Source organism: Desulfarculus baarsii DSM 2075 (assembly GCF_000143965.1).
In the GTDB taxonomy this organism is placed as follows: Bacteria; Desulfobacterota; Desulfarculia; order Desulfarculales; family Desulfarculaceae; genus Desulfarculus; species Desulfarculus baarsii.
The window spans coordinates 1,152,794-1,179,237 of sequence record NC_014365.1 but is presented as its reverse complement, the minus strand read 5'-3'; the positions used below and the strand labels follow the sequence as shown (position 1 = coordinate 1,179,237).

The following is a 26,444-nucleotide window of genomic DNA, read 5'->3' as shown; positions in this document are numbered from 1 at the left end:
ACGCCAGGCCGGCGGTCGAAGCAACGAAAGCGCCCTCCGGGGCGCTTTCTCATTTTTGGGCCGGTTGTTCGCGGGGCGGGCCGCCCCGTTCCAGCAATTGGCCCATGGCCGGCAGAAACAGCGCCAGCATGGTGTCCTGAACCCACTGGGCGTAACGTCCGCCGGCGGGGTTCATGCCCAGCAGCCAGGCGGCGCTTTCGCGCGAGCCCAGGAAATATAGGGCCATGGCGTTGAAGCTGTCGGTGAAGCGGCGGGCCTCGTCGCGGCGCAGCTCCAGGCCCATGGCCACGACAAAGTCGTTGCGGATCTTTTCGATGGTCTCGAGCAGATGCTCCTGGCCGGGCAGGATGGCGTCGCGGTTTTCGGCGAAGTTGAGCATGATTATCTGAAAAATCCAGGGTTTTTCGCGGCCGAAATCCACCAGCCGCCGGATGTAGGCGGCCAGGCCCTCGGCCGGCGGCAGACGCCTGGCCCGCCGCATCCACTGGACGCTGGCCGCGTAAAGCTCGGCGCAAATGTCGGCGGCCACGGCCGCGAAAAGTTCGGCCTTGGTGGGGAAGTAATAGCCGATGATGGCGTGGCCGAAACCACCCTGGGCGGCGATCATGCGGATGCTGGCGGCGTTGTAGGAGTGGCGGGCGAAGGCCAGGCGGGCGGCGTGCAGGATGTTGGCCCTGGTGTCCTTGGCCTGCTTTTTTTTGGTCTTGCCGCCCACGCGCCGCCATTCCGCGATAGTTTTCCCGCCACGAGCCCATTGGGCCACCCGCATAGGCTAGCCGATTTCGCGCGCGCCGCCAAGGGCCGCGGCCATAAAGCCTTGGCGCGACCGTCGGATATTTGTACGATTGTACAGCATTGTCTTGACAGCGGCCTTTATTTCTGGCTCATTTATCATATGAGGTTGAAAAAACAGGCGTGCTGTCATATTGTTCCTACATATGAACGCACGCAAAACGACGCATTCAGTCGATGACGACGAAAAATCATGCCAAGAGCCCAGCGTGGCGACCGGAAGGCCAGGTCTGGCGCGGTTTACGAGGGAGGACCAATAATGCGGACCAAGCAGCAATACATTGACGGCTTGAACAAACTCAAGCGCAACCTTTACTTTGGCGGCGACAAGGTCGGCCGGGACCACGAGGCCCTGGAGCAACCCATCAACGTCATCGGCGTCACCTTCGACGCGGCCCAAGACCCCGAACTGGCCCCCCTCTGCACGGCCAAGTCCCATCTGACCGGCGAGACGATCAACCGCTTCTGTCACGTCCACCAGAGCACCCAGGATCTGCACGACAAGCAGGACATGACGCGCACCCTCTGCCGCAAGGTCGGTTTCTGCATTGGCCGCTGCATGGGCGTCGACGCCATCAACGCCGTCAACGCCGTCTCCTTCGAGGCCGACAAGTCCAACAACGGCGCCACCGAGTATCACAAGAATTTTATCAACTGGCTGACCAACTTCCAGAAAAACGACCTGGTCGGCTCCTGCGCCCAGACCGACGTCAAGGGCCACCGCCTGATGCGCCCGGCCCAGCAGCCCGACCCCGACAGCTACCTGCACATCGTCGAGCGCCGGGCCGACGGCATCGTCGTGCGCGGCTGCAAGGTGCACATCACCCAGGCCGCCGTGGCCGACGAGATCCTGGTCGTGCCCACCCGCAGCCTGGGCCCCGATGAGGCCGACTACGCCGTGGCCTTCGCCGTGCCGGCCGACCACGAGGGCGTCAAGCAGGTGCTGCACCCCCACTTCATGCGCAACCGCAAGCAGTTCAAGCGCGGCTTCGACTGGGGCGTGGTCGATTCCTACGTGGTCTTCGACGACGTCTTCGTGCCCTGGGAGCGGGTCTTCCTGGCCGGCGAGCACCAGCACGGCGGCCTCTGCGCCCTGCTCTTCGCCCTGTTCCACCGCCACAGCTACTCGGGTTGCAAGCCGGCCATCGGCGACGTGTTGCTGGGCATGGCCGCCATGGCCGCCGAGATCAACGGCATCGAGAAGACCTCCCACGTGCGCGGCATGCTCGCCGAGTTCGTCAAGGTCTCCGAGCTTGGCTACGCCGCCGGCTTCACGGCCTCGTCGCTGGGCAGCACCCAGATCAACATCCCCGGCCTGGGCAAGGCGCCCTACGGCCCCGGCGGCTTTTTCCCCGATTCGGTCTACGCCAACGTGGGCCGCTGCCTGACCGGCGAGGCGGTTTTCCACGAGCAAGAGCTTCTGTGCGACATCGCCGGCGGCGTGCCCTCCACCTTCCCCTTCGAGCAAGAGCTGACCAACGAAGAGGTCAAGCCGTTTTTGGAGAAGTACATCAACCGCCAGTCCAAGGTCTCGGTCGAGGACCAGATCAAGTTCTGGCTCTACTTCGGCGACATCACCTGCTCCAACCTCAACGGCAGCATCACCTACGGCAGCTTCCACGGCGGCGGCTCGCCGATCATGGAGCAGATCGCCATCGTTTCGCAGTATGACATCAAGGCCCGCAAGGACATCGTGCGCAACCTGGCCGGCATGACCACCGGCGGCAAGAAATAGCCGCGCGCCCCGCTCGGCGGGGCCAGGCGAATTTTGCGGCGGGAGGAGCGATCCTCCCGCCGTTTTCGTTGCCACGCCAGGGCGACAAAACTATGGACAAACCCTCACGAATCTGTAATCATATTATCCTGTTGTAGCCGATGACGTCAGCCGCCGGCCCGAAACGCGGCCAGGCCGACCGCGCATGCGCGCCGCGCCGGTGTTTTTACGCTGACGTCGACCGCCAGGCCACCGCCGAACGCCCAACACCACGGCCGAGGGCGCGCCGGCGGAAGCATGCAAAATGAAAGTTGACTTTGCCATGGATTCGCTTTTTCGACCGGCCGCCGCGGCGCGCCGCTTCATTTTTTTCGCCCGTGTCGACCACGAGCGCTCAACAAGCCCGGCCGCCCGATTCTCGTCGCATGGCCCCGACGCCTTGGGCGCGCGGCAATTTGGGCAAGCAACGAGCAGCCGCATTATCACGCCGACGGGAGAGGCCGGTTGAGCGCCTTCGATCTGGACATAATTTTTGTCAATTACAACAGCACCGATGATCTGATCGCCTGCCTGCGCTCGCTGGCGGAAAACCCCTGCCGGGCGCGCCTGCGGATTTTCGTGCAAGACAACGCCTCCAAGGACGCGCCCCGGCGCATCGCCGAGGCCTTCCCCGCGGTCGAGTTGCAGATCAACAAAAAAAACATCGGCCTGGGCGGGGCCATCAACCAAGCCGTCCGTCGCGGTGACGCGCCGTTCATCGCCATGATCAACCCCGACAGCGTCATCGACGGCCGCTGCCTCGACAACTGCCTGCAATGGCTGCGCGACAACCCGCAGGCCGGGGCGGTGGGGCCAAAGATCCTCAATCTCGACGGCACGGTGCAGGGCTCGGCCCGAGCCTTCCCCTCGGCCCTGACCGGGCTTTTCGGGCGCTCGTCGTTGTTGTCGCGGCTGTTTCCCAACAACCGCTTCACGGCCAGGAACGTCCTGACCCAGGGCTGCGAGTTCTGCCAGCCCACGGCGGTGGATTGGGTCAGTTTGGCGGCCATCGTCGCCCGCCGCCAGGCCTTCGAGGAGGCCGGCATGATGGACGAGGACTTCTTTTTGTTCTGGGAAGACGCCGACCTGTGCAAACGTCTGTGGGCCAGCGGCTGGAAGGTCTATTACTACCCCCACGACTCCATCGTCCACAAGGTCGGCGGCAGCCGCAAATCGCGCAACATAGCTTCGCTGTGGAATTTCCACAAGAGCAGCTACATTTTTTATCGCAAGCACTCCAACGGCGTCGGGGCCATCGCCGCGCCTTTCGTGATATCCCTACTGGGCATCAGGTTCGCTTCCCTGTGCATGCTGCATTTCATCCGCCTGCCTTTCGCCGGGCGCTCGGCGCTCCGCCGCTGACCGGGCGTCAAGCCACGTCCGCCCCGCGAGGCGGCGCGCCATGCAAAATCAATTATCCCCACCGCCCGCGCCGAAGCGCGGCCCTTCGACGGCGTCGACCTAATTAATTTGACATGGCCGCGGAATCGATCTACACATGTCCGTTACATTTCACAAAGCGCCAAACACCATCGGGAGGGCCGGCCCCATGGGCTCCGATCTGGATCGCCCGCTGAGAATCTGTCTGCTCAGCTATCGCAGCAACCCCCACAGCGGCGGCCAAGGGGTCTATATCAAATACCTCAGCAAGGCGTTAAAGGATCTGGGCCACCACGTGGAGGTGGTGGCCGGGCCGCCGGGGCCACACCTGGACGACGGCGTGGCCCTGCATTCGATCCCCTGCCTGGATCTCTACAACCCCGAAGACCCCTTTCGCACGCCGCGCATCGGCGAGCTATACGACCCGATCAACTACATCGAGTGGATCGGCACCACCACCATGGGCTTTCCCGAGCCCTACACCTTTGGCCTGCGGGCGCTGAAATACATCAAAGCCCGCCGCCGCGACTTTGACGTCATCCACGACAACCAGTGTCTTTCCCACGGCATCTGGCGCATGAACCGCTACGCGCCCACCACCATCACCATCCACCACCCCATCACCGTCGATCGGCGCATAGCCGTGCAATCGGTGCGCTCGCCGTGGAAAAAGCTCAAGAACATGCGCTGGTATTCGTTCGTGGGCATGCAAAAAAGGGTGGCGCGCAAATTTTCCAACATCATCACCGTCTCCGAGTTCGCCGCCGACGACATCGCCCGCGAGTTCGGCGTCGATCGCCGCAAGTTTCGCGTGGCGCCAAACGGCATCGATGTCGAGCACTTTCGCCCGCTGGAGGGCGTCCAGCGCCGGCCGCGCCGCCTGATCGTCACCAACAGCGCCGACACGCCGCTCAAAGGGTTGTATTATTTGCTGCACGCCGTGCACCGCGTGGCCCAGAGCGCGCCGGTGGAGCTGACGGTGGTGGGCAAGCCCAAGGAAAAGGGCGTGGTCGAGCGCCTGGTGCGCGAACTGGATTTGGGCCGCATCGTCACTTTCACCGGCCGCATCGACGACGACGAGTTTCTGCGCCAATACGCCATGGCCTCGGTGGCCGTGGCGCCCTCGCTCTACGAAGGCTTCGGCCTGCCGGCCGGCGAGGCCATGGCCTGCGGCCTGCCGGTGATCAGCACCACCGGCGGGGCCCTGCCCGAAGTTGTCGGCGACGCCGGCGTGCTGGTGCCGCCGGCCGACGCCGAGGCCCTGGCCGCGGCCATCGTCGATCTGCTGGACAACCCCGCCAAGGCCGCCCAACTGGGCCGCAAGGGCTTCGAGCGGGTGCACGGGCAGTTCACCTGGCGCGTCGCCGCCCGGAAAACCGTGGACGCCTACAAGGAAACCATACGTGAACACCGTAGACTTCAGCCTGGTCAAACCAGCGCCCGATGACAAAGTCCTCGACGTGGGCTGCGGCTCGGGCCGCCACACCTGCGCGGCGGCCATGCACGAAAACGTCTGCTCGGTGGGCCTGGACCTGTGCTTCGACGACGTGCGCCAGGCCGATCAACGCCTGGAGCAGAACCGAGCCTGGATCAAGGGCCGCTGCGGCACGCTGGTGGCCGACATCACCAATCTTCCCTTCCCCGACAACCACTTCGATCTGGTAATATGCTCCGAGGTTTTGGAGCACGTGCCGGCCCACGAGCACGCCCTGAAAGAGCTGGTGCGCGTGCTCAAGCCGGGCAAAAACCTGGTGGTTAGCGTGCCCTCGTGGTTTCCCGAGCGCATCTGCTGGGCCCTGTCCAAGGACTACCACCAGTGCGCCGGCGGGCATGTGCGCATCTATCGCAAGGATCAGCTTTTGGCCATGATCGCCGCCGCCGGGGCCAGCAAGTGGCGTGTGGGCCGCGCCCACGGGCTGCACGCGCCCTATTGGTGGCTCAAGTGCCTGGTCGGGCCCGACAACGATTCGTCGCGGCTGGTCAAGCTTTACCACCGCCTGCTGGTCTGGGACATGATGAAAAAACCGGCGCTCACGCGATTTTTGGAACGGGCGCTGAACCCCATCATCGGCAAAAGCACGGTGATCTACTCGGTGAAGAACAAATGAACAAACTCGCCGCCGCGACCAGCTATCAGCCGGCCGAAATAGACGTGGCCCAGACCACCAGCTACATCCTGGCCGTGCAGCGCCCATGGGGCGAGATCCCCTGGTCCGAGGGCGGCTTCACCGATCCGTGGGATCACGTCGAAAGCGCCATGGGCCTGGCCGTGGGCGGCCAGCTTCAGGCCGCGCAAAAGGCCTACGAGTGGCTGGCCGAAAGCCAGATGCAAGACGGCAGCTGGTGGTCGCAGTATCGCGACGGCCGCCGCGACGAGGGCTCTTTCAAAGACACCAACATGGTCACCTACATCGCCGTGGGCGTGCTGCACCAATTCCTGTGCACCGGCGACCTTGGCTTCGTGCGGCGCATGTGGCCCACCGTGGAAAAAGCCATGGAGTTCGCCATGACCATGCGCGAGCCCCACGGCGCTTTTTATTGGGCCAAGCGTCCCGACGGCAGCATCGATCAGTCGATTTTGCTCACCGGTTGCAGCTCGATCCACAAAAGCCTGGCCGCGGCCATCAGCCTGGCCGGGTTGCTGGGCCTGTCGCGGCCCCAGTGGGGCGAGGCCATGGAGGCCCTGGCCCGGGCCATCAAAAAGCGGCCGATGGTCTTCGACCAGAGCAAGGCGCGCTTTTCCATGGACTGGTACTATCCGGTGCTCTGCGGGGTGATCACCGGGGCCGAGGCCCAGCGCCGCCTGGAGCAGGGCTGGGAGACCTACGTCATGAAGGGCTGGGGGGCGCGTTGCGTCTCCGATCGGCCCTGGGTGACCATGGCCGAGACATCCGAACTGGTCATGGCCCTGGCGGCCATGGGCAGCTACCTGGAGGCCGAGACGATCCTGCGCTGGATCCAGGACAACAAATACGACGACGGCGCTTATTGGACCGGCCTGGCCCTGCCCGAGCGGGTGATCTACACCCAGGAAAAGACGACCTGGACCGGCGCGGCCGTGCTGCTGGCCGCCGACATGCTCTACGAACTATCGCCGGCCTGTCGGCTGTTTTGCCATCAGCCGGCCTAGAGGCCGATCGGCGGCGTGGCCTCGCAGGGCAGGCGGCGCAGCACGCGCAGCGACTTGGTGCGTTCCAGTTCCTCGAACTGGCGCGAGGCCATGGCCATCTGATAGACCAGATACGGCGCTTGGCCGCCCTCGGCCGGGTTTTCGAAAATGTCGTGGAAGAGCAGATAGCCGCCCGGCCGCAGGTGACGCGACCAATTGATATAATCGCGGTAGGCCGCCTCCAGCGAGTGACCGCCGTCGATAAAGACCAACCCCAGCGGCGTGGCCCACTGGCGGGCGGCCACGGCCGAGGGGCAGACCAGGGGCGCGACGGTGTCGGTCAGGCCGGCGGCCTCGATGTTGGCCCGGAACTCGCCGAAGGTGTCGATGCGCCCGGAGCGCTGGTCAAAGGTCTCTGGGTCGAAGTATTCCTGGCCCGGCTGCTGCTCCTCGTTGCCGCGGTGGTGATCGAGGGCGAAAAGCACGCCGCCGTTTTGCCGGCAGGCCAGGCCCAGGCAGATCGTCGATTTGCCGCAGTAGCTGCCCACCTCCAGGCAGGGGCCCAGTTTGCTGGCCTCGATGGCGATCAGGTGCAGGCGCTTGGCCTCGTCGTCGTCCATGAAGCCCCGCACGCCGCTGATGATGCCGGGGTCGAAAGTCATTGTCCGCGCTCCGCTGTTGCTGGGTGGGCGATGGGCCCGTGGCCGGGCCGCCAGAAGGCTATCACCACGGCCGGCCGGCTGTCCAGTGCCCATGGCCGCCGCCGCGATAAAACAACCACGCGGGCCTTTGGCGCCCGCGCCCTTTCCCGAGGATCAGGCTTCCTCGCCGGGTTGTGGAAGACAACATGCGCGTTACGTTGATCAACCCCTACTACCCCATCTCCGAGACCCCCTCGCCGCCGCTGGGCCTGGCCTTTCTGGCCGGGGCCCTGGAGCGGGCCGGCCACGAGGTCCAGATGCTCGACTACGTGGTCTACCCTTATTCCAAGCAGGCCCTGCAAGGGGCCATGGAGCGCTTTCAGCCGCGCATGATCGGCGTGACCGCCGTCTCGATGACCTTCCCCGACGCGGCCCAGGTCATGGCCGACGCCAAGGCCATCGACCCCGAGGTGGTCACCGTCCTGGGCGGGCCCCACGCCACCTTCCGCGCCGAGCCGACTCTGCTCGAAACGCCCCAGGTCGATGTGGTCGTCGTCGGCGAAGGCGAGCTGACCATCGTCGAACTGACCAGAGCCATCGAAACCGGCGCGGACCTGGCCCAAGTGGCCGGCCTGGTCGTGCGCGGGCCCCATGGTCCGCTACGCACCGCCGCCCGGCCCCACATCGCCGACGTGGACACCCTGCCCATCCCGGCCCGCCGGCACATCCCCCTGGGCCGCTACCGGGCCATCGGCATGCCCATCAGCATGACCACCAGCCGGGGCTGTCCGTTCCAGTGCATCTTTTGCGTGGGCCGCAAGATGGTCGGCTCCAAGGTGCGCTATCACTCCACCAAGCGCGTGGTCGACGAGTTCGAAAGCCTGACCAAACTGGGCTTTCATCAGATCAACATCGCCGACGACCTGTTCACGGCCAACAAAAAACACTGCATCCCCATCTGCGAGGAGATCATCGCCCGGGGCATCGACTACAAATGGACATCCTTCGCCCGCGTCGACACCGTCTCGCCCGAGGTCCTGCGGGCCATGAAAAAGGCCGGCTGCACGGCGGTGAGCTTTGGCGTCGAGACCGGCAACCCCGAGATCATGAAGCGCATCAAAAAGGGCATCAGCCTCGACCAGGTCACCAAGGCCGTGGCCATGACCGCCGAGGCCGGCCTGCTGCCCCACGCCTCGTTCATCCTGGGTCTGCCCGGCGAGACCCCCCAGACCCTGCGCCAAACCCAGGAGTTCGCCGACTCGCTGGCCGAGCTTGGCTGCCTCTACGGCTTCCACCTGCTGGCCCCCTTCCCAGGCACCGAGGTGCTGGAGCGCATCGACGAATACGGCCTGACCCTCCTGACCGACAACTGGGCCGATTATCACGCCAACCGGGCCATCGTCCAGACCGCCCAAGCCCCCCGCGAGATGCTAGACGAGGTGGTCATCCGCTACGACAAGGAATACGTCGCCGCCCTGGGCGAGATGAAGCGCAAGCTCCAGGCCGGCCAGGCCAGCCAGGACGAGGCCGCCCAAGTCCTGGGCCTGGACCGCATCTGCGCCACCCACGACATCATGATGGGCCGCATGCTGGAAACCGACGGCTTCGTGGCGACAGGCGATCTGGCCGCCGACAACGCCGACGGCCTGGCGACCCTGGCCAAACGTTTCGCGGCCAGGCTCAAGTTCAGCGAGGCCGAGGTGCAAGACGCCCTCGAGCACAACCTGCGTCATCAGACGATCCAACGGGCCGACGAGCCCGGCGGCGTGCGCTGGCGCTGGATCAGCTACGCGGCATGAGCGAAGCGGGCCTGGAGGGCGCGCGGCACGTCTTTGACCCGCCGCTGATCGCCGGCCGCCTGGTGCGGCGCTACAAGCGCTTTCTGGCCGAGGTGACGCTGGCCGACGGCCAGGTCGTCACCGCCCACTGCCCCAACTCCGGCTCCATGCTGGGCTGCGACCCGCCCGGCGCGCCGGTGCGTCTGAGCCCGGCCGCCAACCCCCAGCGCCGCACCAAATATGGCTGGGAGATGGTGCTGATCGACGACGGCTGGGTGGGCATCAACACGGCGCTGCCCAACGAGCTGGTGGCCCAGGCCGCCCGCCTGCGGGCCCTGCCCCTGTTCGCCGACGCCCTGGAGGCTCGGCGCGAGGTCAAGGTCTCTGCCCACGCCCGGCTGGATCTGCTGGTGCGGACCAGCCAGGGCCCGCTGTGGGTCGAGGTCAAAAACGTCACGCTCAAACACGGCCCGGCCGCGGCCTTTCCCGACGCCCGCACCGAGCGCGGGGCCAAGCATCTGCGCGAGTTGGCCCGCCTCAAGGCCCAGGGCGACCGGGCGGCGCTGGTTTTCGTGGTCCAGCGCGGCGATGTGGAGTTCTTCGCGCCGGCCAGGGCCATCGACCCGGACTACGCCGCCGAGCTTGGACGAGCCGTGGCCGCCGGCGTGGAGGTCGTCGTGGTCCAGGCCAGGGTCGAACCCCGGGCCGTGGCGCTGTGGCGCCAGTTGCCGGCCAGGCTGGATCGCTAGGCCCGCACCTCCACGCTCACCGGCCGCTTTTCGCTGGGGCCGCCGTCGACGGCAACCAGCCTGGCCTTGCGGCCGGGGCGGAACTCGGGGCCGAGTTCCCAGACGGTCCGCTCGGCGGGATCGTGGGTGGGCAGACAGCAGGCGGCCAAATCCCTGGCTTCGCCGGTCGAGCCCGACGGGTGGTTGCAATGACAATGGTTGGCGATCATGTCCCACCTCCTTTGCGCCCTTGTATATATATTATCGGCCAAAGCGGCCCCGCGCGTGAACGCCGGAGGACAAAATGCGTAAAAGTGAAAACTATCTCCAGCCGCGTCGCCGGCCAAGGAGGCCCTGAACCATGCCCCGAGCCCTTCCCTATGTCACCGCCGATCTGCCCGGCGTGGGCGGCGAGTTGAAGGCCGAGCCCAGCCATTTCGTGGTCGAGGAACTGCCGCTCTACGCCCCCGACGGCCAGGGCGAGCACATCTACGTCAATCTGACCCGCCAGGGCCTGACCACCAAGGACGTCTGCCGCGCCCTGGCCAAGGCCCTGGGCCTGAGCGAGGACGCCATCGGCGTGGCCGGCCAAAAGGACAAGCACGCGATCACCACCCAGACGTTCTCGGCCCATCTGCCAGATATGCCAGAAGAAACGGCCCGACAACTCATCGAGGCGAACCTGTCGGCCCGCGTCAACTGGACCAGCCGCCACCACAACAAGCTAAAGCTCGGCCATCTGCTGGGCAATCGCTTTCGCATCCTGCTCAGCCGGCCCGACGACGGGGCCCAGGAAAAGGCCGCCGCCGTGGCCCAGGCCCTGGCCCGCCGCGGCCTGCCCAACTTCTTTGGCCCCCAGCGCTTCGGCCTGGACGGCGACAACGCCGCCAAGGGCCGCCAGGCCGTGCTGGGCCACGGCCCACGCGACAAATGGTTGCGCAAGCTGTTGTGTTCGGCCTATCAATCGCAGTTGTTCAACACATGGCTGAGCCGGCGCATGGCCGACGGCCTTTTCGACCGCCTGCTGATCGGCGACGTGGCCAAGAAAACCGACACCGGCGGCATCTTCAACGTCGAAGACCCGGACGCCGAACAGCCAAGGCTGGACGACGGCCGCATCACCTACACCGGGCCGATCTACGGCGGCAAGATGCTCTGGGCCAAGGACGAGGCCGGCCAGCGCGAACGCCAGATTTTGGCGGAAGAAGACATCGGCGAGGCGGACTTCAAGCGAGCCAGGCTCTCGGGATCGCGGCGGCCGGCCCGGCTGGTCTTGGACGAACTGCGCGTCGAGCCCACCGACCAGGGCTTGGCCTTCGACTTCGCCCTGCCCAAGGGCTCCTACGCCACGGTCGTGCTGCGCGAGTTCATGAAAAGCGAACCCCACGCGCCCCAGGCCGACTGAAGGGCGCGGGCTCAGTCGGCCAAACGGGCGGCCACCGCGTCCAGGGCCTCCTGCACGGCCACCGTGGGCAACACCCCGCAGCCAGGGGCCACGCGCACCTGCCAGTCGCCCTCGGGCCGGCGCAGCACCTGCACGTAGAAGTTCTGGCTGAAGTCGTCCTCGGCGGTGACCATGCGCAGCATGGCCACATCCCGCAGGGAGTCGTAAAACACCTCGCGGCAAGAGGCGATGGCCTGGCCCCGGTCCTCGAAAGGCGCCAGCCGGGCCGGGTCGAAGCGGGCCAAAAGCGGCGTGCGCAAGACAGGCTCCTCGTAGGGCGGCAGCACCAGATGCTCCGCCTTGGTCAGGGTCAGCTCGAAAAACTCGCTCTGGCCGCCCTGGGCCCAGCGACGTTCGTATTTGGTGTCGTGCTCGGGGCCGATCAGACGCAGACTGGGCCGGAAGGCGGCCTCCAAGGCCTGCTCGCCGACCCATTGGGCAAAGGGCCGCCAATCGGTGACCAGGCGAAAATCGGCCTGGGGGGCCATGCGGCTATTCATCAGGCACAGGAACTGGCTGTCGAACAGGCGTTTGACCTGGTGGCGGCGCTTGGGCCAAGGGCACGGAAACAGGCAATAAACGTGGCTTAGCTGGCCCGGCGCGAACAGACGCGTGAGCACCATGTCGGCCCCGCCCTTGGTCAGGCGCGCGTTATCGAGGCCGGCCTGGTTCACGCGGCGTAGCGCCCGCAGCACCGAGGGCCATTGCAGGTCCACGGCCACGAAGTCGACCTGCGGCGTGGCCGCCGCCCGGCGGGCCAACATCTCGCCGTTGCCGCAGCCGATCTCCAGCACCAGCGGCGCGCGGCGGCCAAAGATGGCCGGCCAGTCCACCGGCCACGGCGTCTCCCGCCAGGAGACGAACTGTTTCATGGAAAGATAGCGCTTTTTCATGGCCCAGCGATTTTAACAGCGGCCGGCCCCGCTGTAAACGAGCCCGACCGCCCGGCGCGTCAACCGACGGGATCGGGCCGCTGGCCCAGAAAGTCGCGCCAAAAGCCTTGGTCGGCCCGCCGCCGGCCCAGATGGGCCGCCCACGAGTCGCCCTCGATGAGCCGCAGGCCCTCGGTGGGCCGGTTGAAATAATAAACCCACGCCTGCTCGGAACCATCGGCCAGGCTCGCGCATTGGCGCAAGTATTCCGAGCCGCCGGGGTTTAGCGGGTCGTAGTCCTCGAAGCGGTCCAGCAGCGCAAGCGCCGCCGGATCGACCAGACGATAAAGCTCGGCCGCCACCCGCCGCTGGCCGGGGGCCAAGCCGGGGTACGAGCCCAGATCGTAAAGCCGGCCCCAGACCAGGCAGGGCCGGACCAAGGCGACCATGGCCCGCACGCCCACGTGGTCTTGGGTGGGAAAATCGGCCATCAGCGAGCCATAAAAAACGATGTGTCGGCAATCATCGGTGTCGGGCAAAGCTGGCCGCCTCCGTCTATGTGGTCGCGCTACTTGAGGGCGGCCACCACCGCGCGCATGAACGCCGGCAGGTCGGCGGGCGTGCGGGCGGTGATCAGCTTGCCGTCGACCACGCACTCCTCGTCGATCCAGTTGGCCCCGGCGTGGACCATGTCGGGCTTGATGGCGAAAAATGACGTCACCGTGCGGCCTTGCAGGATCTCGGCCGAGGCCAGCATCCAGCCGGCGTGGCAGATGGCCGCCACGACCTTGCCGCCAAGGTGCATCTGGCGCACGAACTCGACCATGGCCGGCGTGCGGCGCATGAAATCGGGCGCGAAGCCGCCGGGGATGACCACGCCGTCGAAATCGTCGGCCGAGATATCGCCCACGGCCGCGTCGACGCTCACCGGCAGGCCGACCTTGCTCTTGTAGGACTTGGCGTCGCCGGCCCCCACCACCAGCACCCGCGCCCCGGCCTCCAGCAGGCGATAGTAGGGGTAGATCAGTTCGTATTCGTTGTAGAGGTCGGCGGCCAAGATGGCCACGCTCTTGCCTTTAAGCTCCATTGCCGGCGCTCCCCTGGCCCAAAGCGGCCAATCACGTGGTTAACAAGCGCTTCGCCCGAGGCGTATGATTAATCTATGGCCGCAAAGCCGCCCCCTGTCAAGACGCCCGGCCAAGACTTGCCTTGGACAGGGGGCGGCGATTTGCTACCATCTAAAGCTATCAACCGACCGTCAGGCTCGCCCGGCGGTCATCACACGCGCCTGGGCGCGCCATCCAAGGCGAGGTTATTGCGTATGGCCAGAAGCGAACTGACGATCATGATCGGCGGCGAGGCCGGCCAGGGCCTGGTGACCATCGGGCAGGTGCTGGCCACCACGCTGACCAGGGCCGGCTACCACATCGTGGTGGGCCAAAGCTACATGTCGCGCATCCGGGGCGGCCACAACACCTACTCCATCCGCGCGGCCGTGGGGCCCATCGCCGCCCAGCGCGAGGGCGTCGACATCCTGGTGGCCCTGGATCAAAACACGTTGAGCGTCCACGAGGCCGAACTGCGCCCCGGCGCGCTGGTGCTGGCCGACACTGGCCTGAGCTGCGGCCTGAGCCAGTGCCTGAGCATCCCTTACAAGGAACTGGCCGCCGCCCGCTACGAGAACACCGTGGCCCTGGGCGTGGCCGCCAGCCTGATGGGCCTGGACAAGGCCGTGGTCCACGAACAATTGGCCCACAGCCTGAAAAAACAACCCGACGAGGTCATCGCCGCCAACGCCCAGGCCCTGGACGCCGCCTGGGACTGGGCCCAGACCAACCACCCGGCCTTTGACGGCCTGGCCCCGACCCAGGCCCAGGCCGAGCGCCTGCTGATGGGCGGCAACGACGCCATCGCCCTGGGGGCCATGTCGGCCGGGGTGAAGTTCTGCGCCTTTTATCCCATGACCCCGGCCACCTCCATCGCCCTGAACCTGGCGGCCCACGCCAAAAAAATGGGTTTGGTCGTCGAGCAGGCCGAGGACGAGATCGCCGCCATCAACATGGCCATCGGCGCGTCATTTGCCGGCGCGCCGGCCATCGTCAGCACCAGCGGCGGCGGCTTCGCCCTGATGGGCGAGGGCGTGAGCCTGGCCGGCATGACCGAAACGCCACTGGTCATCGCCGTCATCCAGCGGCCCGGCCCGGCCACGGGCCTGCCCACCCGCACCGAGCAGGCCGACCTGGAGCTGACGCTCTACGCCGGCCACGGCGAATTTCCCCGGGCCATCCTGGCCCCGGGCAGCGTGGAGGAATGCTTCCACCTGACGCGCAAGGCCTTCTTTTTGGCCGAACAATCCCAGGGGCCGGTGTTTATCCTGGGCGATCAATACCTGGCCGACTCGTTGCGGGCGGTGGAGCCCTTCGCGCTCGACGGCCTGGAGCCGGTGCGCGCGGGGCTGCGCCAGCCGGGCCTGGGCCGGGCCTACCAGCGCTACGCCATCGACGCAAGCGGCGTCTCGCCACGGGCCCTGCCCGGCTTTGGCCCGGAGCTGGTCGTGGCCGACAGCGACGAGCACACCGCCGACGGCCATATCACCGAAGACCTGGCCGTGCGCGTGCAAATGGCCGAAAAACGCATGCGCAAGCTGGCCATCCTGGCCGAGGCGGTCATCGCCCCGTCCTTCGAGGGCCCGGCCGAGGCCGAGCTGCTGCTGGCCTGCTGGGGCAGCGCCAAGGGCCCCGTGCGCGAGGCCGCCCAAGAGCTGCGCCAGGCCGGCCGCAGCGTGGCCACCTGCCACTTCAGCCAGGTCTGGCCGCTGGTGGGCGACAAATTCCTGGAGCGCTTCCGGCAAGCCGGCCGGGTGGTCATGGTCGAGGGCAACCTCACCGGCCAACTGGCCGGGCTGATCCGCCGCGAAACCGGCTTCGAGGTCGGCCGCATCGTGCCGCGCTACGACGGCCTGCCGCTGACGCCCGAATATATTTTGCGCGAGCTGCAAGCCTAGGCAGCGGGGAGGATCGACCAAATGGCTACCATCGAAGACTTCGGCCAGTTCGAGACCGCCTGGTGCCCAGGCTGCGGCAACCACTCCATCCTCAAGGCCCTGAAAAAGGCCCTGGCCCACAGCGGCCTGGAACCGCAAGACATCCTCATGGTCAGCGGCATCGGCCAGGCGGCCAAGACGCCCCATTATCTGTTGTGCAACGCCTTCAACGGCCTGCACGGCCGATCCCTGCCGGCGGCCAGCGGGGCCAAGCTGGCCAACCCCCGGCTCAAGGTCATCGTCGAAAGCGGCGACGGCTGCCACTACGGCGAGGGCGGCAATCACTTTCTGGCCGCCCTGCGCTGCAACCTGGACATCACCATCATCGTCCACGACAATCAGGTCTATGGCCTGACCAAGGGCCAGGCCAGCCCCACCAGCATGGAGGGCTTCAAGACCAAGGCCCAGCCCGACGGCGTGTGGTCGCACCCCTTCAACCCGCTGGCCGTGGCCATCTCGCTGCACGCCGGGTTCGTGGCGCGGGGCTTTTCGGGCGAGATCGACCACCTGGCCGAGCTGATCCAGCAAGGCCTGGCCCATCGCGGCCTGGCCCTGATCGACGTGTTGCAGCCGTGCGTTTCGTTCAACAAAGTCAATACGTTCAAGTGGTACAAGGACAGGGCCTACAAGCTGGGGCCCGAACACGACCCCACCGACTGGGCCCGGGCCATGCAGCTAAGTTTCGAGTTCGGCCAGCGCATCCCCATCGGCCTGCTCTACAAAAACGACCGCCCGGCCTTTGACGACCACTTCGACGTGCTGCGCAACGGCCCCCTGGCCGACCAGCCGGTGGACAAGGCCGCCCTGCGCGAGGTGATGATGAGCTTCGCCTGAAAAAAAGCGCGACCCCGGCGGGGCGGCCAAGCCATCCCGCCGGGGTTATGATGTCCACGAGCGGCTCGGGGGGTTGGGCTGCCCATGAAGGCCAAGCCAAACATCCCGCCGGGTCGTTTTTGCGTTGATTCGCCGACTACTTGCGGGCCATCTCGGCGGGCAGCTTGGCCAGATCCTCGGCCAGGCCGGGGCCGTGCATCAGGCGCTTGGTGTAGGAATAGGCCCCCGGCTCCAGGGCCAGCAGATCCTGGCAGGCCTGCTTGGCCGCGGCCACGATGTCTTGATCGGCCGGGGCCACGGCGTGGATGATGTTTTTGGCCAGGGCCTCGGCCGGCGAGTAGGTCCGGGCGTGCAGGAGCACCTCGGCCTGCCACTGGGTGGGAATGACGCTCTTGCAGATGCGCAGCATCCAGCTGGGCAGAACCATGCCCGTGAGCATCTCGTTCATCTGCAGGCGGATCGGCCCGTCCTTGACCACGCGGCGGTCGCAGGCAAAGGCCAGTTGCATGCCGCCGGCGATGGAGTGGCCGGCAATGGCCGCGACGGTGGGGATGGGCAGCAAAAAGACGCGGCACATGGTCTGGCCGAATTGGTTGACCATTTCCAGGATCTTCTCCGGCGGCAGGGTCGGCAGCAGCTTGAGGTTCAAGCCGCCACAGAACAACCCCTCGCGGCCCTGAAAGACCACCAGCTTGGCCTTGGCGGCCTCGGCCTGGTCCATGGCCTGGTTCAATTCGGCGAACATCTCGAAATCAAAGGCGTTGGCCTTGCCGTCATCCATGCTGACGACGGCCACTTGGTCTTCCATGCTGAAGGTGACTTTGCTCATGACAACTCCATGGGCTCGGGCGGCGGTTGAGTCGCCGGTTTTTTTCGGATTGCCCATAATTACGCCACAAGGGCGCAAATGGCAAGCCCGTCCGTGGGCCTGGGGCGCGGTTTGGCCGATAATCCGCCGCCGGGCAAAATGACCAGGGGGCCGCGCCGCCGGTGGACAAGGCGCGGCCGGTGTGATATGAAAGCCGATGTGACGACGGCGTGGGCGGTTAGCTCAGTTGGATAGAGCGTTGGCCTCCGGAGCCAAAGGCCGTGAGTTCGAATCTCGCACCGCCCACCACGCCTTTTTTTCAGAGCCACGCGCCGGGCGTGGCTCTTTGTATTTTGGGGGCCTCGACCGGGGCAGCCCGACTACCCACCCCGCCGCGCCGCCCAAGGCGCTCGGCGCCAAAACGCGCGTCAATCCAACGGCAGCAGCGCCGGCAAGGTGAAAGTGGCCCGCCGTTGATCGCCGGGGACGACCGTCAGGCGGCCGCCCTGGTTGCGCAGCAGTTGCTCGGCCTCGGCCTGATCCAGTAACGCAAAGTAGGCCGACTCGCAGCCATAACACGGCCAAAAACAATGGTCGCCCACGCCGCCCAGGTTTCGCGGCGTGGCGTCGTTGAACTGATAGCCCGTCCAGGCCAGGCCTTCGGCAAAGGGCCGGCTCTGATTGACGTATTTGTAAAACCGGCTGGGCGTGGCCACGTACAGGCAGGGGAAGGGGCTTTGGGCGCTACGCCGCCACACGCCAAAGATCAGCGCGTCGGGCCGGGCGGCGAAGCAACCATGGGCCGCCACCTGAAAACCGCTGGCCATGGGGCTCTGATCCTTGAACGCCACCTGTCCGGCCGCGTCCAGCAAAATCGTCGGCCCGTCCAGGGCGAAAAGGGGCCGCCCGTCCGGGCCGGGCAGCATGTGATAGAGCGAGTGTTCGGCCAGGCCCAGATAGCGGCGGTGGCGCCCCAGCGGATCGTCGATCACCTGGCCGCCCTGATCAAAGGCGCGGATGCGCAGATGCCGGAAGTGCAGGTCGCCCACCAACAGGACCAGATCGTCTTGCAGGAGGCCAAGGCTGTGCACGTGCTGGGCCTCGGTGGCGTGGATGTAATCGAAGACGACCCAGTTCATGCCGTCGGTCGAATAATAGATCGGCCGGGGCTCCGGCTGGTCCTTGTCGTCGGGGTTGACGGCGAAAAAGGCCGCGCGGTCGCCGGGCCCACGGCAGAACTGCGACGGCTCGCCAACGAACTCCGGGCCCGGCCGCCACTGGGCGTCGGCGGATCGCCGGCAAAAGAGCCGCGTGCGCCCCTGATCCGGCGCTTGGAGGGCCACGCCCAGGCAGCCCTTGAACGAGATCAGGCCGCGCACCCGCCCCGCCGGCAGCGGGACTTCCCGCGCCGGGCCCAGGCTGGCCTCACTACGGGCCAACTCGGTGGCGGCGATGCAAAACAACCGGCCACCGCTGGAGAAATACCATTGATCGCCCAGCCTGGCCGCGTGGCGTTCGGGCGGCTTGTCGGCCGGCGCGACGGGGTTGACGAAAAGGTATTGCCCGGCCAGGCGGGCCTGCTGGCTATGCATGGCCTTGCGCCGCGACAAAGTGATCGGCCCAGCCGCCGCCCGGCCCGTCGGCCGGCGCGTCCAGGCTCATGCCAAAGCCTTGCAGATAATTGGCCCAATCGAACGAATCGTTGGCCAGGCCGTGCCGCGCCTTGGCCAGATATTGCCCGGCCAGGTCGGGACGCCGCTGGCGCTGGGCAATGGTGGCCAGGCCCAACCAGGCGAAAACATGCGTCGGGGCCATGTCCAGGACATAGGTGAAATCCCGCCGCGCCTGTTCCAGCGCCGCCGGTGAACCCAGGGCCAGGTTGCGGTTTGCCAAAAAATTGAAGCGCAGATTGGCCCGGTAGTTCTCGTCGAAAAGCTCTTGCGGCGTGTAGTCGATGTGTTTGAGTTGGGGCGCGTGGAAATTTTCGCCATAGTTGGCGTCGAAGGCCTCGATGAGGCCCTCTTGCAGGCATTGTTCGTAAAGCGGCGCGCCGGGAAACGGCTGGAAGCAATAGTAGCATTTCCAGTCGATGTCCAGCGCGCCGGCCCGGTCGAGGTTGTCGCGCACGTCGGCCATGGTCTCGAAGGGAAAGCCCGAGATGAAAAAGCCGGTGACGTAGCCGTCACCGCGTTGGCGCACCAGTTCGATGACCCTGGCCGACTCCTCGGTAGTCAGGGCCTTGCCGATGCGCCGCAGGGTGCGATCGCTGGTGGATTCGAAAGCCAGGTTGAAAAGCCCCACCCCGCTACGATACATCTCGTCGACCACTCGCGGGTCGTCGAGGCTGCGCACGGAAAGCCCGCCGCCCGAGATCCAGGTGACGCCCAGCTTGGCCAGTTCGCCGAGCAGCTCCAGGAACCAGGCGCGGTTGACGCTGATGTTTTCGTCGTTGAAGACGATGGTGTTGACCCCGTGCCGGTCCATGAGAAAACGTATCTCGTCGATGACCAGCGCCACCCGCCGTCTGCGCCAATGCCCGCGCCACATGTTTTGCGAAGAACAAAAGGCGCAGTGATAAGGGCAGCCGCGGCTGGCGGTGATGGCCGCGATGCGCAGTTCGCCGGCCTCGCGGACGCGGTGCAGCACGTTGCGGCTGTCCTTGAAGTAGTGGTCGAAACGAACCTGCTCCCAGGACAGCCGGCCGGCCTCGGCGAAGCCTTTCCAGAAATTGCGCCGAGCGTTGCGCGTCAGCACGCCGTCGCGGGTAAAGGCCAGGCCCTCCACCTGGGCCGGGTCGCGGCCGGCGTTGAGGGCCTCGATCAGTCCGCCCAGGCCCAACTCGCCCTCGGAGAGCACGGCGTAATCCACGTTGACGTCGGCCAGGCACTCGCGGGTCATGTGTGTGGGATAGTGACCGCCCATGACCACGACGGCCTGGGGGGCCCGCTGCTTGATCATCCCGGCCAGGGCGTGAAAGATGTGCAGGCTGTTGTAATAAAGCGTGGCGATGGCCACCATGTCGGGCCGAAAATCGGCCAGCAGATCGTCGAGCAGCGCCGGCAGGGAGCTTTTCCCCTCAAAGCGCATCTCGATGCTCAGGTCGACCAACTTGACGGTCAAGCTGGTGTTTTTGCGCAGATAATCAAAGACATACATCAAGCCAAGCGGCGGCTCGAAATAGGAGTAGCCGGATCGACCGTCGGCCCACAAGCTGGGGTCGGGGGGGTTGAGCAACAACACCCGTTCGATTTTCATTTCTTCTCCTTCGCTTTTGCGGAAAGCCCGGGCGTCAGGGCCACGGCCATGAAAAAAAAGCGGAACAGGCCCATGGCCAGGCAATAGCCGGCGTAGCGCCCCGCGCCCCGGCGCGCCAGACGCCAGCTTCTGCGCAGCGGATAGTTCACCAGCAGATGGGACAACACCGCCGCCCGCTTGGCCGGATAACGCCTGATCAATTGCGCGTCGCCCCGGCCGTATTTGCGCCAGGCGGCCAGGTTTTCCGCGAAACTGGCCGGCTGGCGGCGCAGGCTGAGGCCCCTGCCCACGCCCTGGCCATAGCCCAGCCGCTCCAGGCGGATGCTCAGGGCGGCGTCTTCATTGCCCACCCCGTCAAAGGAGATGTCCAGGCCGGCCCTGGCCAGGGCCTCGCGCCGGTAGAGGGCCGGCCGGCCCACCATGTTGGTCGGGCCAGGCGTGAACAGGCAGAGCCGCCACAGGGCGTCGGCCGCCTTTTGCCAATAGCTTTGCGGCCGCCAGACGCCCAGGCGGGCCTGCACCGCGGCGTAGCCGTTGGCGCGCATGTCCTCCCAGAGCGTGGCCGCGCAATCGGTCGCCAGGCGGTCGTCGGCGTCGACAAAGAGCAGAAACTCGCTTTGGCAGTGATCCACGGCCCGCTGGCGCTGGCTGGCCAGGCCCTTGGCGGCCCTTAGCACCTCGGCCCCGGCGGCCCGGGCGGCCTGGGCGGTGCGCTCGTCGGGGCTGGCGTCGACGACCACCACCCGCCGGCAGCCGTTGGCGCGCACGGCCGCGACGCACGGGCCGATGTTGTCGTGCTCGTTGAAGGTGCAGATATAGACGGTCAGCCGCTCGAGGAACCAGGCGACGTCGTCGCGGTTTGGCGTGTTGGCGTTGTGGGTCAAAGCTCGCGGCCCTCCCTGGCCGCCGCCGAAAAACCGCCGCGCGGCCGGCCTAGTAATCCCGCTTGACCACCGCGGTCACTTCGTAGTCCTGGCGCGGGCGGTAGCCCATGCGCTGCAGCGCCTGGATCTTCGGATGCATGTATTCGCTGGCCACCACCACGAAGGGCCGCGCGCCGCCGGCTTCCAGCACGCCCACGCCGTGCAGCGCGGCGGGGTCGATGGCCACCGCCGGCGCGTCGTCGTCGTCTTCGATGAAGCCGGCCGGCTCCAGGCCCATGGCCCGCAGCCTGGCGGCGGCCTCGACGCCCATGCGCTTGGCCCCCCACACATAGAGCGGCCGCGCGGGGTCGTAACTATCGAGCCGCAGGTCCAGCTCGTCGACCAGCTTGGGATAGGGCCGGTTGTTGACCAGATACGGCGCGGCCAACCTGTAACACTCGGCGCAGATGGGTTGGCTGACCTTCAGTTCCCGCATGCGCTCCAGGTCGAGGTCGAACAGGTTGCCGATGCTGTAGTTTTCCATCTCGGGAGTCACCAGGCAGCAGGTCAGCACCTGAAAGTCGTCGTCGATGAGCAAGGCGTCGTGATAGGGGCAGCGATAATCGGCTGGCATGCGCGCGGCGACTTCGTCGACGTAGTGGAAGATCAGATCGCGCGAGACGTCCTTCAACTGGCCGGGCTCCATGTCGTCGGCGAAATAGGCCATGAGCCTTTTGAGGTCGGGGATGCCGGCGTAGGTCGGCGACAGGCCCAGGTGGTTCTCCTTGGCGAAGGCCAGCACGCCGGGGATCTCGTCGAGGTTGAACTGGTAGACGTGGTAGCGGATCTCGGCCTTGCCCGCGAAGCCGTGAGCGCGGTAATTGGCCATGATTCGCTGGATGTTGTTCTTGATCTTCTCGAAATTGAAGCCATGCACGCGCTCGTAGGAGGCCTGGGAAAAGCCGCACATGGAAAAGACGATCGCCCGCAGGTTGCGCAGATCGTCGGCGCCGGCGAACTCGACCACCCGCGAGGCGTTGGTGCTGATGATGTAGGTGACCTCCCGGCGGTTGAGCTCCTCGACGATCTCGGCGAAATGGGGGTTTATCAGCGGCTCGCCCCAGTTGTAGAGGAAAAAATAGGCGTCTGGGGTGATGATGCGCTGCTCCCGCAGGTAGTCGATCACCTTGGCGACGTCTTGAGGCGTCATGTAGCGGCCGTAGGCCACGCCTTGGCGGTTGCGGTAACCGGTCACGCACCAGGTGCAACGCGCGTTGCACTTGCCGGATATGTCCAACACCACGTGATTGTACATCTTCGGGCCTCCTTGCCCCGCGCGGAGAAAACTACGACTCCGCTCCGTCGCGCCCTGTGGCGTCATCATCGTCGACCCAGCCCAGCAGGCGGGCAGGAACCCCGCCCACCACGGCCCGGGGCGGCACGTCCTTGGTGACCACCGCGCCGGCGGCCACCAGCGCCCCGTCGCCGATGGTCACCCCCGGCATCAGTTGCGCGCCCGAGGCGATCCAGGCCCCGCGCCCGATGGTCACCGGGGCGAAACTGTGCCGATAGGGCGGTTGCCCGCCCTTCATGTCCAGGGCGGCGGTGCTGATGATCACCCGTGGCGACAGGGTCACGTGATCGGCGATGCGGATGCCGCCGTGACCGTTGAGAATCACGCCCTTGTTGATCGTGCAGCGCGCGCCCACCCGGATGTGGCGCGGGCCGTAGGCCACAATGCAGCCCAGCACCTGCGAACCCGGCCCGAAGCCGCCCAACAGGTAGCGATAGTAGGCGCTCAGGACGCGCTTGCGCAGCCGCACCAGGCTGTTGTGGATGGCGAAACGATATTCCCCGCGCGGAGTCATGCCTTGCCGCCTCCCCTCACGCGCCGGCTTTTTTGCGCAGAAGCGCCAAGGCGCAGCCGGTGCTGTGGCTCAGATGCCGGGCCTCGGCCCGGGCCAGGCCGGCCGGGCCGTTTACCGCGCGCCAAACCAGGTCGTCGCCTAATATGAAATAATGGCTCTCCACCAGCTCGAAGCCGGGGTGCTCGACGATCTCGGCCCAGGACGCGGCCTCGTATTCCCATTGCACGCAAAAAAAACCCAGGCTGTCCCGCAGGACCACCGGGCCGCCCTTGCCCATGGGCACGGTCAACAACAGGTGGCCACCCGCGGCCAGCGCGCCGCGCAGATTGTCCAGAACCCGGCGGTTGACGTCGGCCGCCCGCTGGGTGACCACCTCCGCCTCGCTCTCGGCCCGGTCAAAGGCGCTGCGGCCCTGGTCAGCCGCTGGCTTGTCAAAGCCGATGTGCTCGATGGTCGAGATAAGGCTGATCAGGTCGTGGCCCCCCGCCTCCAGGCTCATGGCCCGGATGTCGCCCACCCGCACCGGCACCGACATGATCTCGGCCAGCCACGCGGCGGGATAGCGGGTCTGGACCCGCTGGGGCTCGATGATGTCGACCGCTTGCAGCTCGACGCCGTTATCCCGGCGGTTGGCCAGCAGCACGCCAAGGCTGTCCAGGCTGCTGAGGCTAAAGCCCACGTCCAGGTGACGCTTGGCCCCCAGCCCGCGCAGCGTCTCGGCCACCCACGGCACCTCGATGGAGCGCGAGGAGATGCTGGCCGGCAGGGGGTGATCGAAGGAATGCGGCGCCTGGCCTCGCAAAACCGCCAGGCTGTAATCGAGCACCGCTTGAGTATGCTGATCCATGGCTTATCCGTCCTTGTCGGCTGGCGCTAGTTTTCCGTCGGCCCGGGCGTCAGGGCGTAAATCTGTTCGATGGGGCATTTCTTGATGAAAGACGAACTGAACTGATAGCCCGGCCCCATCTCCATGCGTTTGACATAATGATGCACCAGGCGCAGCCAGGGCAGCGCCGTGAACATCTCTTTATAGTCGTTTTTGAAGATATAGACCTGATCATTGTGCCGCGATTGCGACATGACCATCTGGAACGGCGCGAAATCCCAAAGCAAAATCATGCCTCCGACGCGCAGCACGCGCTCGGCCTGGGCAATGGTGCGGGCCAGATAGGCCCGGGGCACCCACTGCAACACCATCACCAGAAGCACCAGGTCGAAGCTTTCGTCGGCCTGGGGCAGATCGTGCCCGAAACCCACCGTGAAGCGGGCCCGCTGGTGGCTGACCAGGCGGCGCGCCGTGGCGATGCTCTCCGCGCCGGGGTCGACGCCCTCGAACTCGGCGTCGGGATATTGCTCGGCAAAGGCCTGCACGCCGCCGCCGTAGCCGCAACCAAGGTCCAAGACCCTGGTCGGCGTGAAACCCAGCGCGTCCATGACCTCGCGGCCCTGCCGGGCCAGGTCGCGGTGGTGGGCGAAAAGCCTGTCCACGTCGCCGTTGGCCGCCTTCAGCGCCCTTTGGGTGTAACGGTCGCTTTCCTCGCGCCACAAGATGCTGTCCACGACTGGCTTCTCCACCGGGCCAAGCCCTTGACCATGGCCCGGAAAATACGAATGTTACTGCCCAGGCCCGCGCCGAAACGGCTGCGGCCGCGCCGCGCGGCGATGGGCACGGGAATCTGTTCGATGCGTTTTTCGTTGCGGGCGGCAAAAAGCAACAGCTCCGAACCGATGGAGCCATAGCTGTCGAAGTGGCCCAACTCGCGGTAGAGCGACATGCGGTAGCCCTTCATGCCGCACAGGGGATCCTTGACGCCGCACAACAGCCTGGTGGCCAGGCCAAAGAGCCTTTCGGCCAGGCGCGGCTTGCTGGGCCGGCAGCCGGCCACCACGTCGACGCCGTCGGCCAGCCTGGCGGCGAACAGGCCGAGCAGCCCGGCCGGGTGTTGGCCGTCGGCGTCGATGGTCACCACCGCCGCGCAGCCCAGTTCGGCGGCTTTGGCAAAGCCCGAGTTGAGCGCCGCGTCGTAGCCCTGGTTGAGCGCGTGGGTCACCACCAGCGCGCCGGCCTGGCGCGCCGCCTGGGCCGTGCCGTCGCCGGAGGCGTCATCGACGACGATCACCACGCCGTGGCCGGCCGCCGCCCGCGCCACCTCGGCAATGCTGTCCCGCTCGTTGTAGGCCGGGATCACTATCGCCAGTCCAGGTCGGTCCACCGCAGATGCTCCCCCTTTTTCATTTCGTGCGCCAACCGTCGGCCCAAGACCTCTGGCAGCAAATAAGGCGGCAGGCCGTCGCCCGGACAGGGTCGCAGCACGCTCAGATGGCTTGGCGCCAGCGTCGCGCCGGCCTCCAGGTCCACGGCCAGGCGGATGGCCCGCCGTTGCAGGACCACCGTTTCGCGCTCGTTGTCGGCCACTTGCTTGACGCCCGAGCCCAGGGCGGCCTCCAGTTCGCGCACCCGCAGGACCATTTCCCGCCACGAGGCCGGATCCTCGGAGAAGGGATGGTCCGGGCCCTCGCGCCGGCGGTCGTCGGTGAAATGCTTTTCGATCACCCGCGCGCCCAGGGCCACCGCGCCCAAAACGGTGCTGGGCCCCAGGGTGTGGTCGCTGAGGCCCAAGACCATGCCGGGATACATGGCGGCGTAGGTCTTGAGCACGTTGAGGTTGACGTGGCGGAAGTTCTCGGCCTTGGCGGTGTAGTTGGTGTTGCACTGCATCAGGGCCAGGTTGGGGTTGACGGCCAACGCCACCGCCACCGCCTGGCGCACCTCCTCCAGGTGCGATGCGCCCGTGGCCAAAAGCATGGGCTTGCCCTTGCGCGCCATGTGGTCGATGATCTCGTGCCAGGTGATGTCGCCCGAGCCGACCTTGAAGGCCGGCACGAAGGGATCGACGGCGTCGACCAACTCCTTGGAGTACGGGCTGGTGAAAAAGGCCACGCCCACGCTGTCGCAGGTTTTTTTCAGTTCGGGCGTCCAGGCGGGGTCCAGGCTGGCCGCGGCGTAGACCTGATAGACCGACTTGCCCCAAGCGGCCTGGTGCGATTGCCGCGCGCCCAGGGCCTGAAAGCCGTGGTCGCTGACGATGGTCGGCGCGGAAAAATGCTGAAACTTCACCGCATCGGCCCCGGCCTCCTTGGCCAGGGCGATCAACTCCTTGGCCCGGCCCAGGTCGCCGTCGTGGTTGGCGGCCACGTCGGCCACGAAATACGTCGGCCGATCGAGGGCGACGCGCTTGTTTTCTATCTGCAAAAAGCTCGCGTATTCCATTGGTT

Annotated in this window: 27 protein-coding genes and 1 tRNA gene; 12 read left to right on the top strand and 16 right to left on the bottom strand. The window is 66.3% G+C overall.

All coding sequences use genetic code 11. The features are described 5' to 3' along the window. Positions 1-49: 49 nt before the first annotated feature. A complete protein-coding gene (locus tag DEBA_RS16845; protein ID WP_013257874.1) occupies positions 50-715 on the bottom strand; it encodes a TetR/AcrR family transcriptional regulator in 666 nt (221 codons plus the stop codon). Between the two features lie 336 nt (positions 716-1,051). On the opposite strand from DEBA_RS16845, the gene DEBA_RS05245 reads away from it, so the two are divergent. From DEBA_RS05245 to DEBA_RS05225, 6 genes are all read left to right on the top strand, one after another. Further along, positions 1,052-2,527 carry a 4-hydroxyphenylacetate 3-hydroxylase family protein gene (locus DEBA_RS05245; protein WP_013257873.1) on the top strand — a complete coding sequence of 492 codons (1,476 nt, stop codon included), beginning with the start codon at positions 1,052-1,054 and terminating at the stop codon, positions 2,525-2,527. 283 nt (positions 2,528-2,810) lie between these two features. After that, positions 2,811-3,014 carry a hypothetical protein gene (locus DEBA_RS18065; RefSeq protein WP_148227792.1) on the top strand — a complete coding sequence of 68 codons (204 nt, stop codon included), beginning with the start codon at positions 2,811-2,813 and terminating at the stop codon, positions 3,012-3,014. Then, positions 3,011-3,907: a glycosyltransferase family 2 protein gene (locus tag DEBA_RS05240; protein ID WP_013257872.1), complete on the top strand. Its 897-nt coding sequence runs from the start codon at positions 3,011-3,013 to the stop codon at positions 3,905-3,907. Before DEBA_RS18065 ends, DEBA_RS05240 begins: the two co-directional genes overlap by 4 nt. Before the next feature lie 187 nt (positions 3,908-4,094). Continuing rightward, on the top strand, positions 4,095-5,372 hold the full coding sequence (locus DEBA_RS05235) for a glycosyltransferase family 4 protein (protein WP_013257871.1): 1,278 nt from the start codon (positions 4,095-4,097) through the stop codon (positions 5,370-5,372). Beyond that, the gene (locus DEBA_RS05230) at positions 5,329-6,033 is read left to right on the top strand and encodes a class I SAM-dependent methyltransferase (protein ID WP_013257870.1); all 705 of its coding nucleotides are present in this window, start codon (positions 5,329-5,331) and stop codon (positions 6,031-6,033) included. Before DEBA_RS05235 ends, DEBA_RS05230 begins: the two co-directional genes overlap by 44 nt. Further along, positions 6,030-7,055: a prenyltransferase/squalene oxidase repeat-containing protein gene (locus tag DEBA_RS05225; RefSeq protein ID WP_013257869.1), complete on the top strand. Its 1,026-nt coding sequence runs from the start codon at positions 6,030-6,032 to the stop codon at positions 7,053-7,055. The genes DEBA_RS05230 and DEBA_RS05225 overlap by 4 nt, the downstream gene beginning before the upstream one ends. On the opposite strand, the gene DEBA_RS05220 is transcribed toward DEBA_RS05225, so the two are convergent. Then, on the bottom strand, positions 7,052-7,696 hold the full coding sequence (locus tag DEBA_RS05220) for a class I SAM-dependent methyltransferase (RefSeq protein ID WP_013257868.1): 645 nt from the start codon (positions 7,694-7,696) through the stop codon (positions 7,052-7,054). The genes DEBA_RS05225 and DEBA_RS05220 overlap by 4 nt on opposite strands. 185 nt (positions 7,697-7,881) lie before the next feature. On the opposite strand from DEBA_RS05220, the gene DEBA_RS05215 reads away from it, so the two are divergent. Then, a complete protein-coding gene (locus DEBA_RS05215) occupies positions 7,882-9,474 on the top strand; it encodes a B12-binding domain-containing radical SAM protein (RefSeq protein ID WP_013257867.1) in 1,593 nt (530 codons plus the stop codon). Further along, on the top strand, positions 9,471-10,202 hold the full coding sequence (sfsA, locus tag DEBA_RS05210) for a DNA/RNA nuclease SfsA (RefSeq protein WP_013257866.1): 732 nt from the start codon (positions 9,471-9,473) through the stop codon (positions 10,200-10,202). The genes DEBA_RS05215 and sfsA overlap by 4 nt, the downstream gene beginning before the upstream one ends. Here sfsA and DEBA_RS05205 read toward each other — a convergent pair. Further along, on the bottom strand, positions 10,199-10,411 hold the full coding sequence (locus DEBA_RS05205; protein WP_013257865.1) for a hypothetical protein: 213 nt from the start codon (positions 10,409-10,411) through the stop codon (positions 10,199-10,201). The two genes, sfsA and DEBA_RS05205, sit on opposite strands and share 4 nt — an antisense overlap. Before the next feature lie 131 nt (positions 10,412-10,542). On the opposite strand from DEBA_RS05205, the gene truD reads away from it, so the two are divergent. Then, on the top strand, positions 10,543-11,586 hold the full coding sequence (gene truD, locus DEBA_RS05200) for a tRNA pseudouridine(13) synthase TruD (RefSeq protein ID WP_013257864.1): 1,044 nt from the start codon (positions 10,543-10,545) through the stop codon (positions 11,584-11,586). An 11-nt stretch (positions 11,587-11,597) separates the two neighbouring features. Here the strand turns inward: truD and trmB are convergent, their stop codons facing one another. From trmB to DEBA_RS05185, 3 genes are read right to left on the bottom strand one after another with little or no spacing between them, the layout of a single operon-like run. Next, positions 11,598-12,518 carry a tRNA (guanine(46)-N(7))-methyltransferase TrmB gene (gene trmB, locus DEBA_RS16840; RefSeq protein ID WP_013257863.1) on the bottom strand — a complete coding sequence of 307 codons (921 nt, stop codon included), beginning with the start codon at positions 12,516-12,518 and terminating at the stop codon, positions 11,598-11,600. A 59-nt stretch (positions 12,519-12,577) separates the two neighbouring features. After that, on the bottom strand, positions 12,578-13,036 hold the full coding sequence (locus tag DEBA_RS16835; protein ID WP_013257862.1) for a gamma-glutamylcyclotransferase family protein: 459 nt from the start codon (positions 13,034-13,036) through the stop codon (positions 12,578-12,580). A 29-nt stretch (positions 13,037-13,065) separates the two neighbouring features. Further along, positions 13,066-13,584 carry a type 1 glutamine amidotransferase domain-containing protein gene (locus tag DEBA_RS05185; protein ID WP_013257861.1) on the bottom strand — a complete coding sequence of 173 codons (519 nt, stop codon included), beginning with the start codon at positions 13,582-13,584 and terminating at the stop codon, positions 13,066-13,068. A 234-nt stretch (positions 13,585-13,818) separates the two neighbouring features. On the opposite strand from DEBA_RS05185, the gene DEBA_RS05180 reads away from it, so the two are divergent. Together DEBA_RS05180 and DEBA_RS05175 are read left to right on the top strand one after the other, a co-directional pair. Beyond that, on the top strand, positions 13,819-15,501 hold the full coding sequence (locus tag DEBA_RS05180) for a 2-oxoacid:acceptor oxidoreductase subunit alpha (protein WP_013257860.1): 1,683 nt from the start codon (positions 13,819-13,821) through the stop codon (positions 15,499-15,501). A 21-nt stretch (positions 15,502-15,522) separates the two neighbouring features. Continuing rightward, positions 15,523-16,374, top strand: coding sequence for a 2-oxoacid:ferredoxin oxidoreductase subunit beta (locus tag DEBA_RS05175; RefSeq protein WP_013257859.1), 852 nt, complete (start codon positions 15,523-15,525; stop codon positions 16,372-16,374). A gap of 136 nt (positions 16,375-16,510) precedes the next feature. On the opposite strand, the gene DEBA_RS05170 is transcribed toward DEBA_RS05175, so the two are convergent. Next, positions 16,511-17,203 (bottom strand): enoyl-CoA hydratase/isomerase family protein, encoded by a 693-nt coding sequence (locus DEBA_RS05170; RefSeq protein ID WP_013257858.1) that lies wholly within the window; start codon positions 17,201-17,203, stop codon positions 16,511-16,513. A 211-nt stretch (positions 17,204-17,414) separates the two neighbouring features. Between DEBA_RS05170 and DEBA_RS05165 the strand changes: the two genes are divergently transcribed. Beyond that, a tRNA-Arg gene (locus DEBA_RS05165) sits at positions 17,415-17,491 on the top strand. A gap of 119 nt (positions 17,492-17,610) precedes the next feature. Here DEBA_RS05165 and DEBA_RS05160 read toward each other — a convergent pair. The 9 genes from DEBA_RS05160 to DEBA_RS05120 are packed head-to-tail and all read right to left on the bottom strand — an operon-like array spanning position 17,611 to position 26,439. After that, complete coding sequence (locus tag DEBA_RS05160) at positions 17,611-18,774, bottom strand: hypothetical protein (protein WP_013257857.1); 1,164 nt, start codon at positions 18,772-18,774, stop codon at positions 17,611-17,613. Then, positions 18,767-20,437, bottom strand: a complete 1,671-nt coding sequence (locus DEBA_RS05155) for a B12-binding domain-containing radical SAM protein (protein ID WP_013257856.1) — start codon at positions 20,435-20,437, stop codon at positions 18,767-18,769. The genes DEBA_RS05160 and DEBA_RS05155 overlap by 8 nt, the downstream gene beginning before the upstream one ends. Then, positions 20,434-21,321, bottom strand: coding sequence for a glycosyltransferase family 2 protein (locus DEBA_RS05150; protein ID WP_013257855.1), 888 nt, complete (start codon positions 21,319-21,321; stop codon positions 20,434-20,436). Before DEBA_RS05150 ends, DEBA_RS05155 begins: the two co-directional genes overlap by 4 nt. A gap of 49 nt (positions 21,322-21,370) precedes the next feature. Further along, positions 21,371-22,615, bottom strand: coding sequence for a radical SAM protein (locus DEBA_RS05145; protein ID WP_013257854.1), 1,245 nt, complete (start codon positions 22,613-22,615; stop codon positions 21,371-21,373). Positions 22,616-22,646: 31 nt separating this feature from the next. Continuing rightward, positions 22,647-23,168, bottom strand: a complete 522-nt coding sequence (locus DEBA_RS18870; protein ID WP_013257853.1) for an acyltransferase — start codon at positions 23,166-23,168, stop codon at positions 22,647-22,649. Between the two features lie 16 nt (positions 23,169-23,184). Further along, entirely contained in the window at positions 23,185-24,015 is an 831-nt protein-coding gene (locus DEBA_RS05135; protein WP_013257852.1) for a methyltransferase domain-containing protein, read from the bottom strand. Between the two features lie 26 nt (positions 24,016-24,041). Beyond that, positions 24,042-24,728, bottom strand: a complete 687-nt coding sequence (locus tag DEBA_RS05130; RefSeq protein WP_013257851.1) for a class I SAM-dependent methyltransferase — start codon at positions 24,726-24,728, stop codon at positions 24,042-24,044. Continuing rightward, positions 24,674-25,381 (bottom strand): glycosyltransferase family 2 protein, encoded by a 708-nt coding sequence (locus tag DEBA_RS05125; protein WP_013257850.1) that lies wholly within the window; start codon positions 25,379-25,381, stop codon positions 24,674-24,676. Before DEBA_RS05125 ends, DEBA_RS05130 begins: the two co-directional genes overlap by 55 nt. Continuing rightward, positions 25,357-26,439 carry an N-acetylneuraminate synthase family protein gene (locus DEBA_RS05120; protein WP_013257849.1) on the bottom strand — a complete coding sequence of 361 codons (1,083 nt, stop codon included), beginning with the start codon at positions 26,437-26,439 and terminating at the stop codon, positions 25,357-25,359. The genes DEBA_RS05125 and DEBA_RS05120 overlap by 25 nt, the downstream gene beginning before the upstream one ends. Positions 26,440-26,444 lie beyond the last annotated feature (5 nt).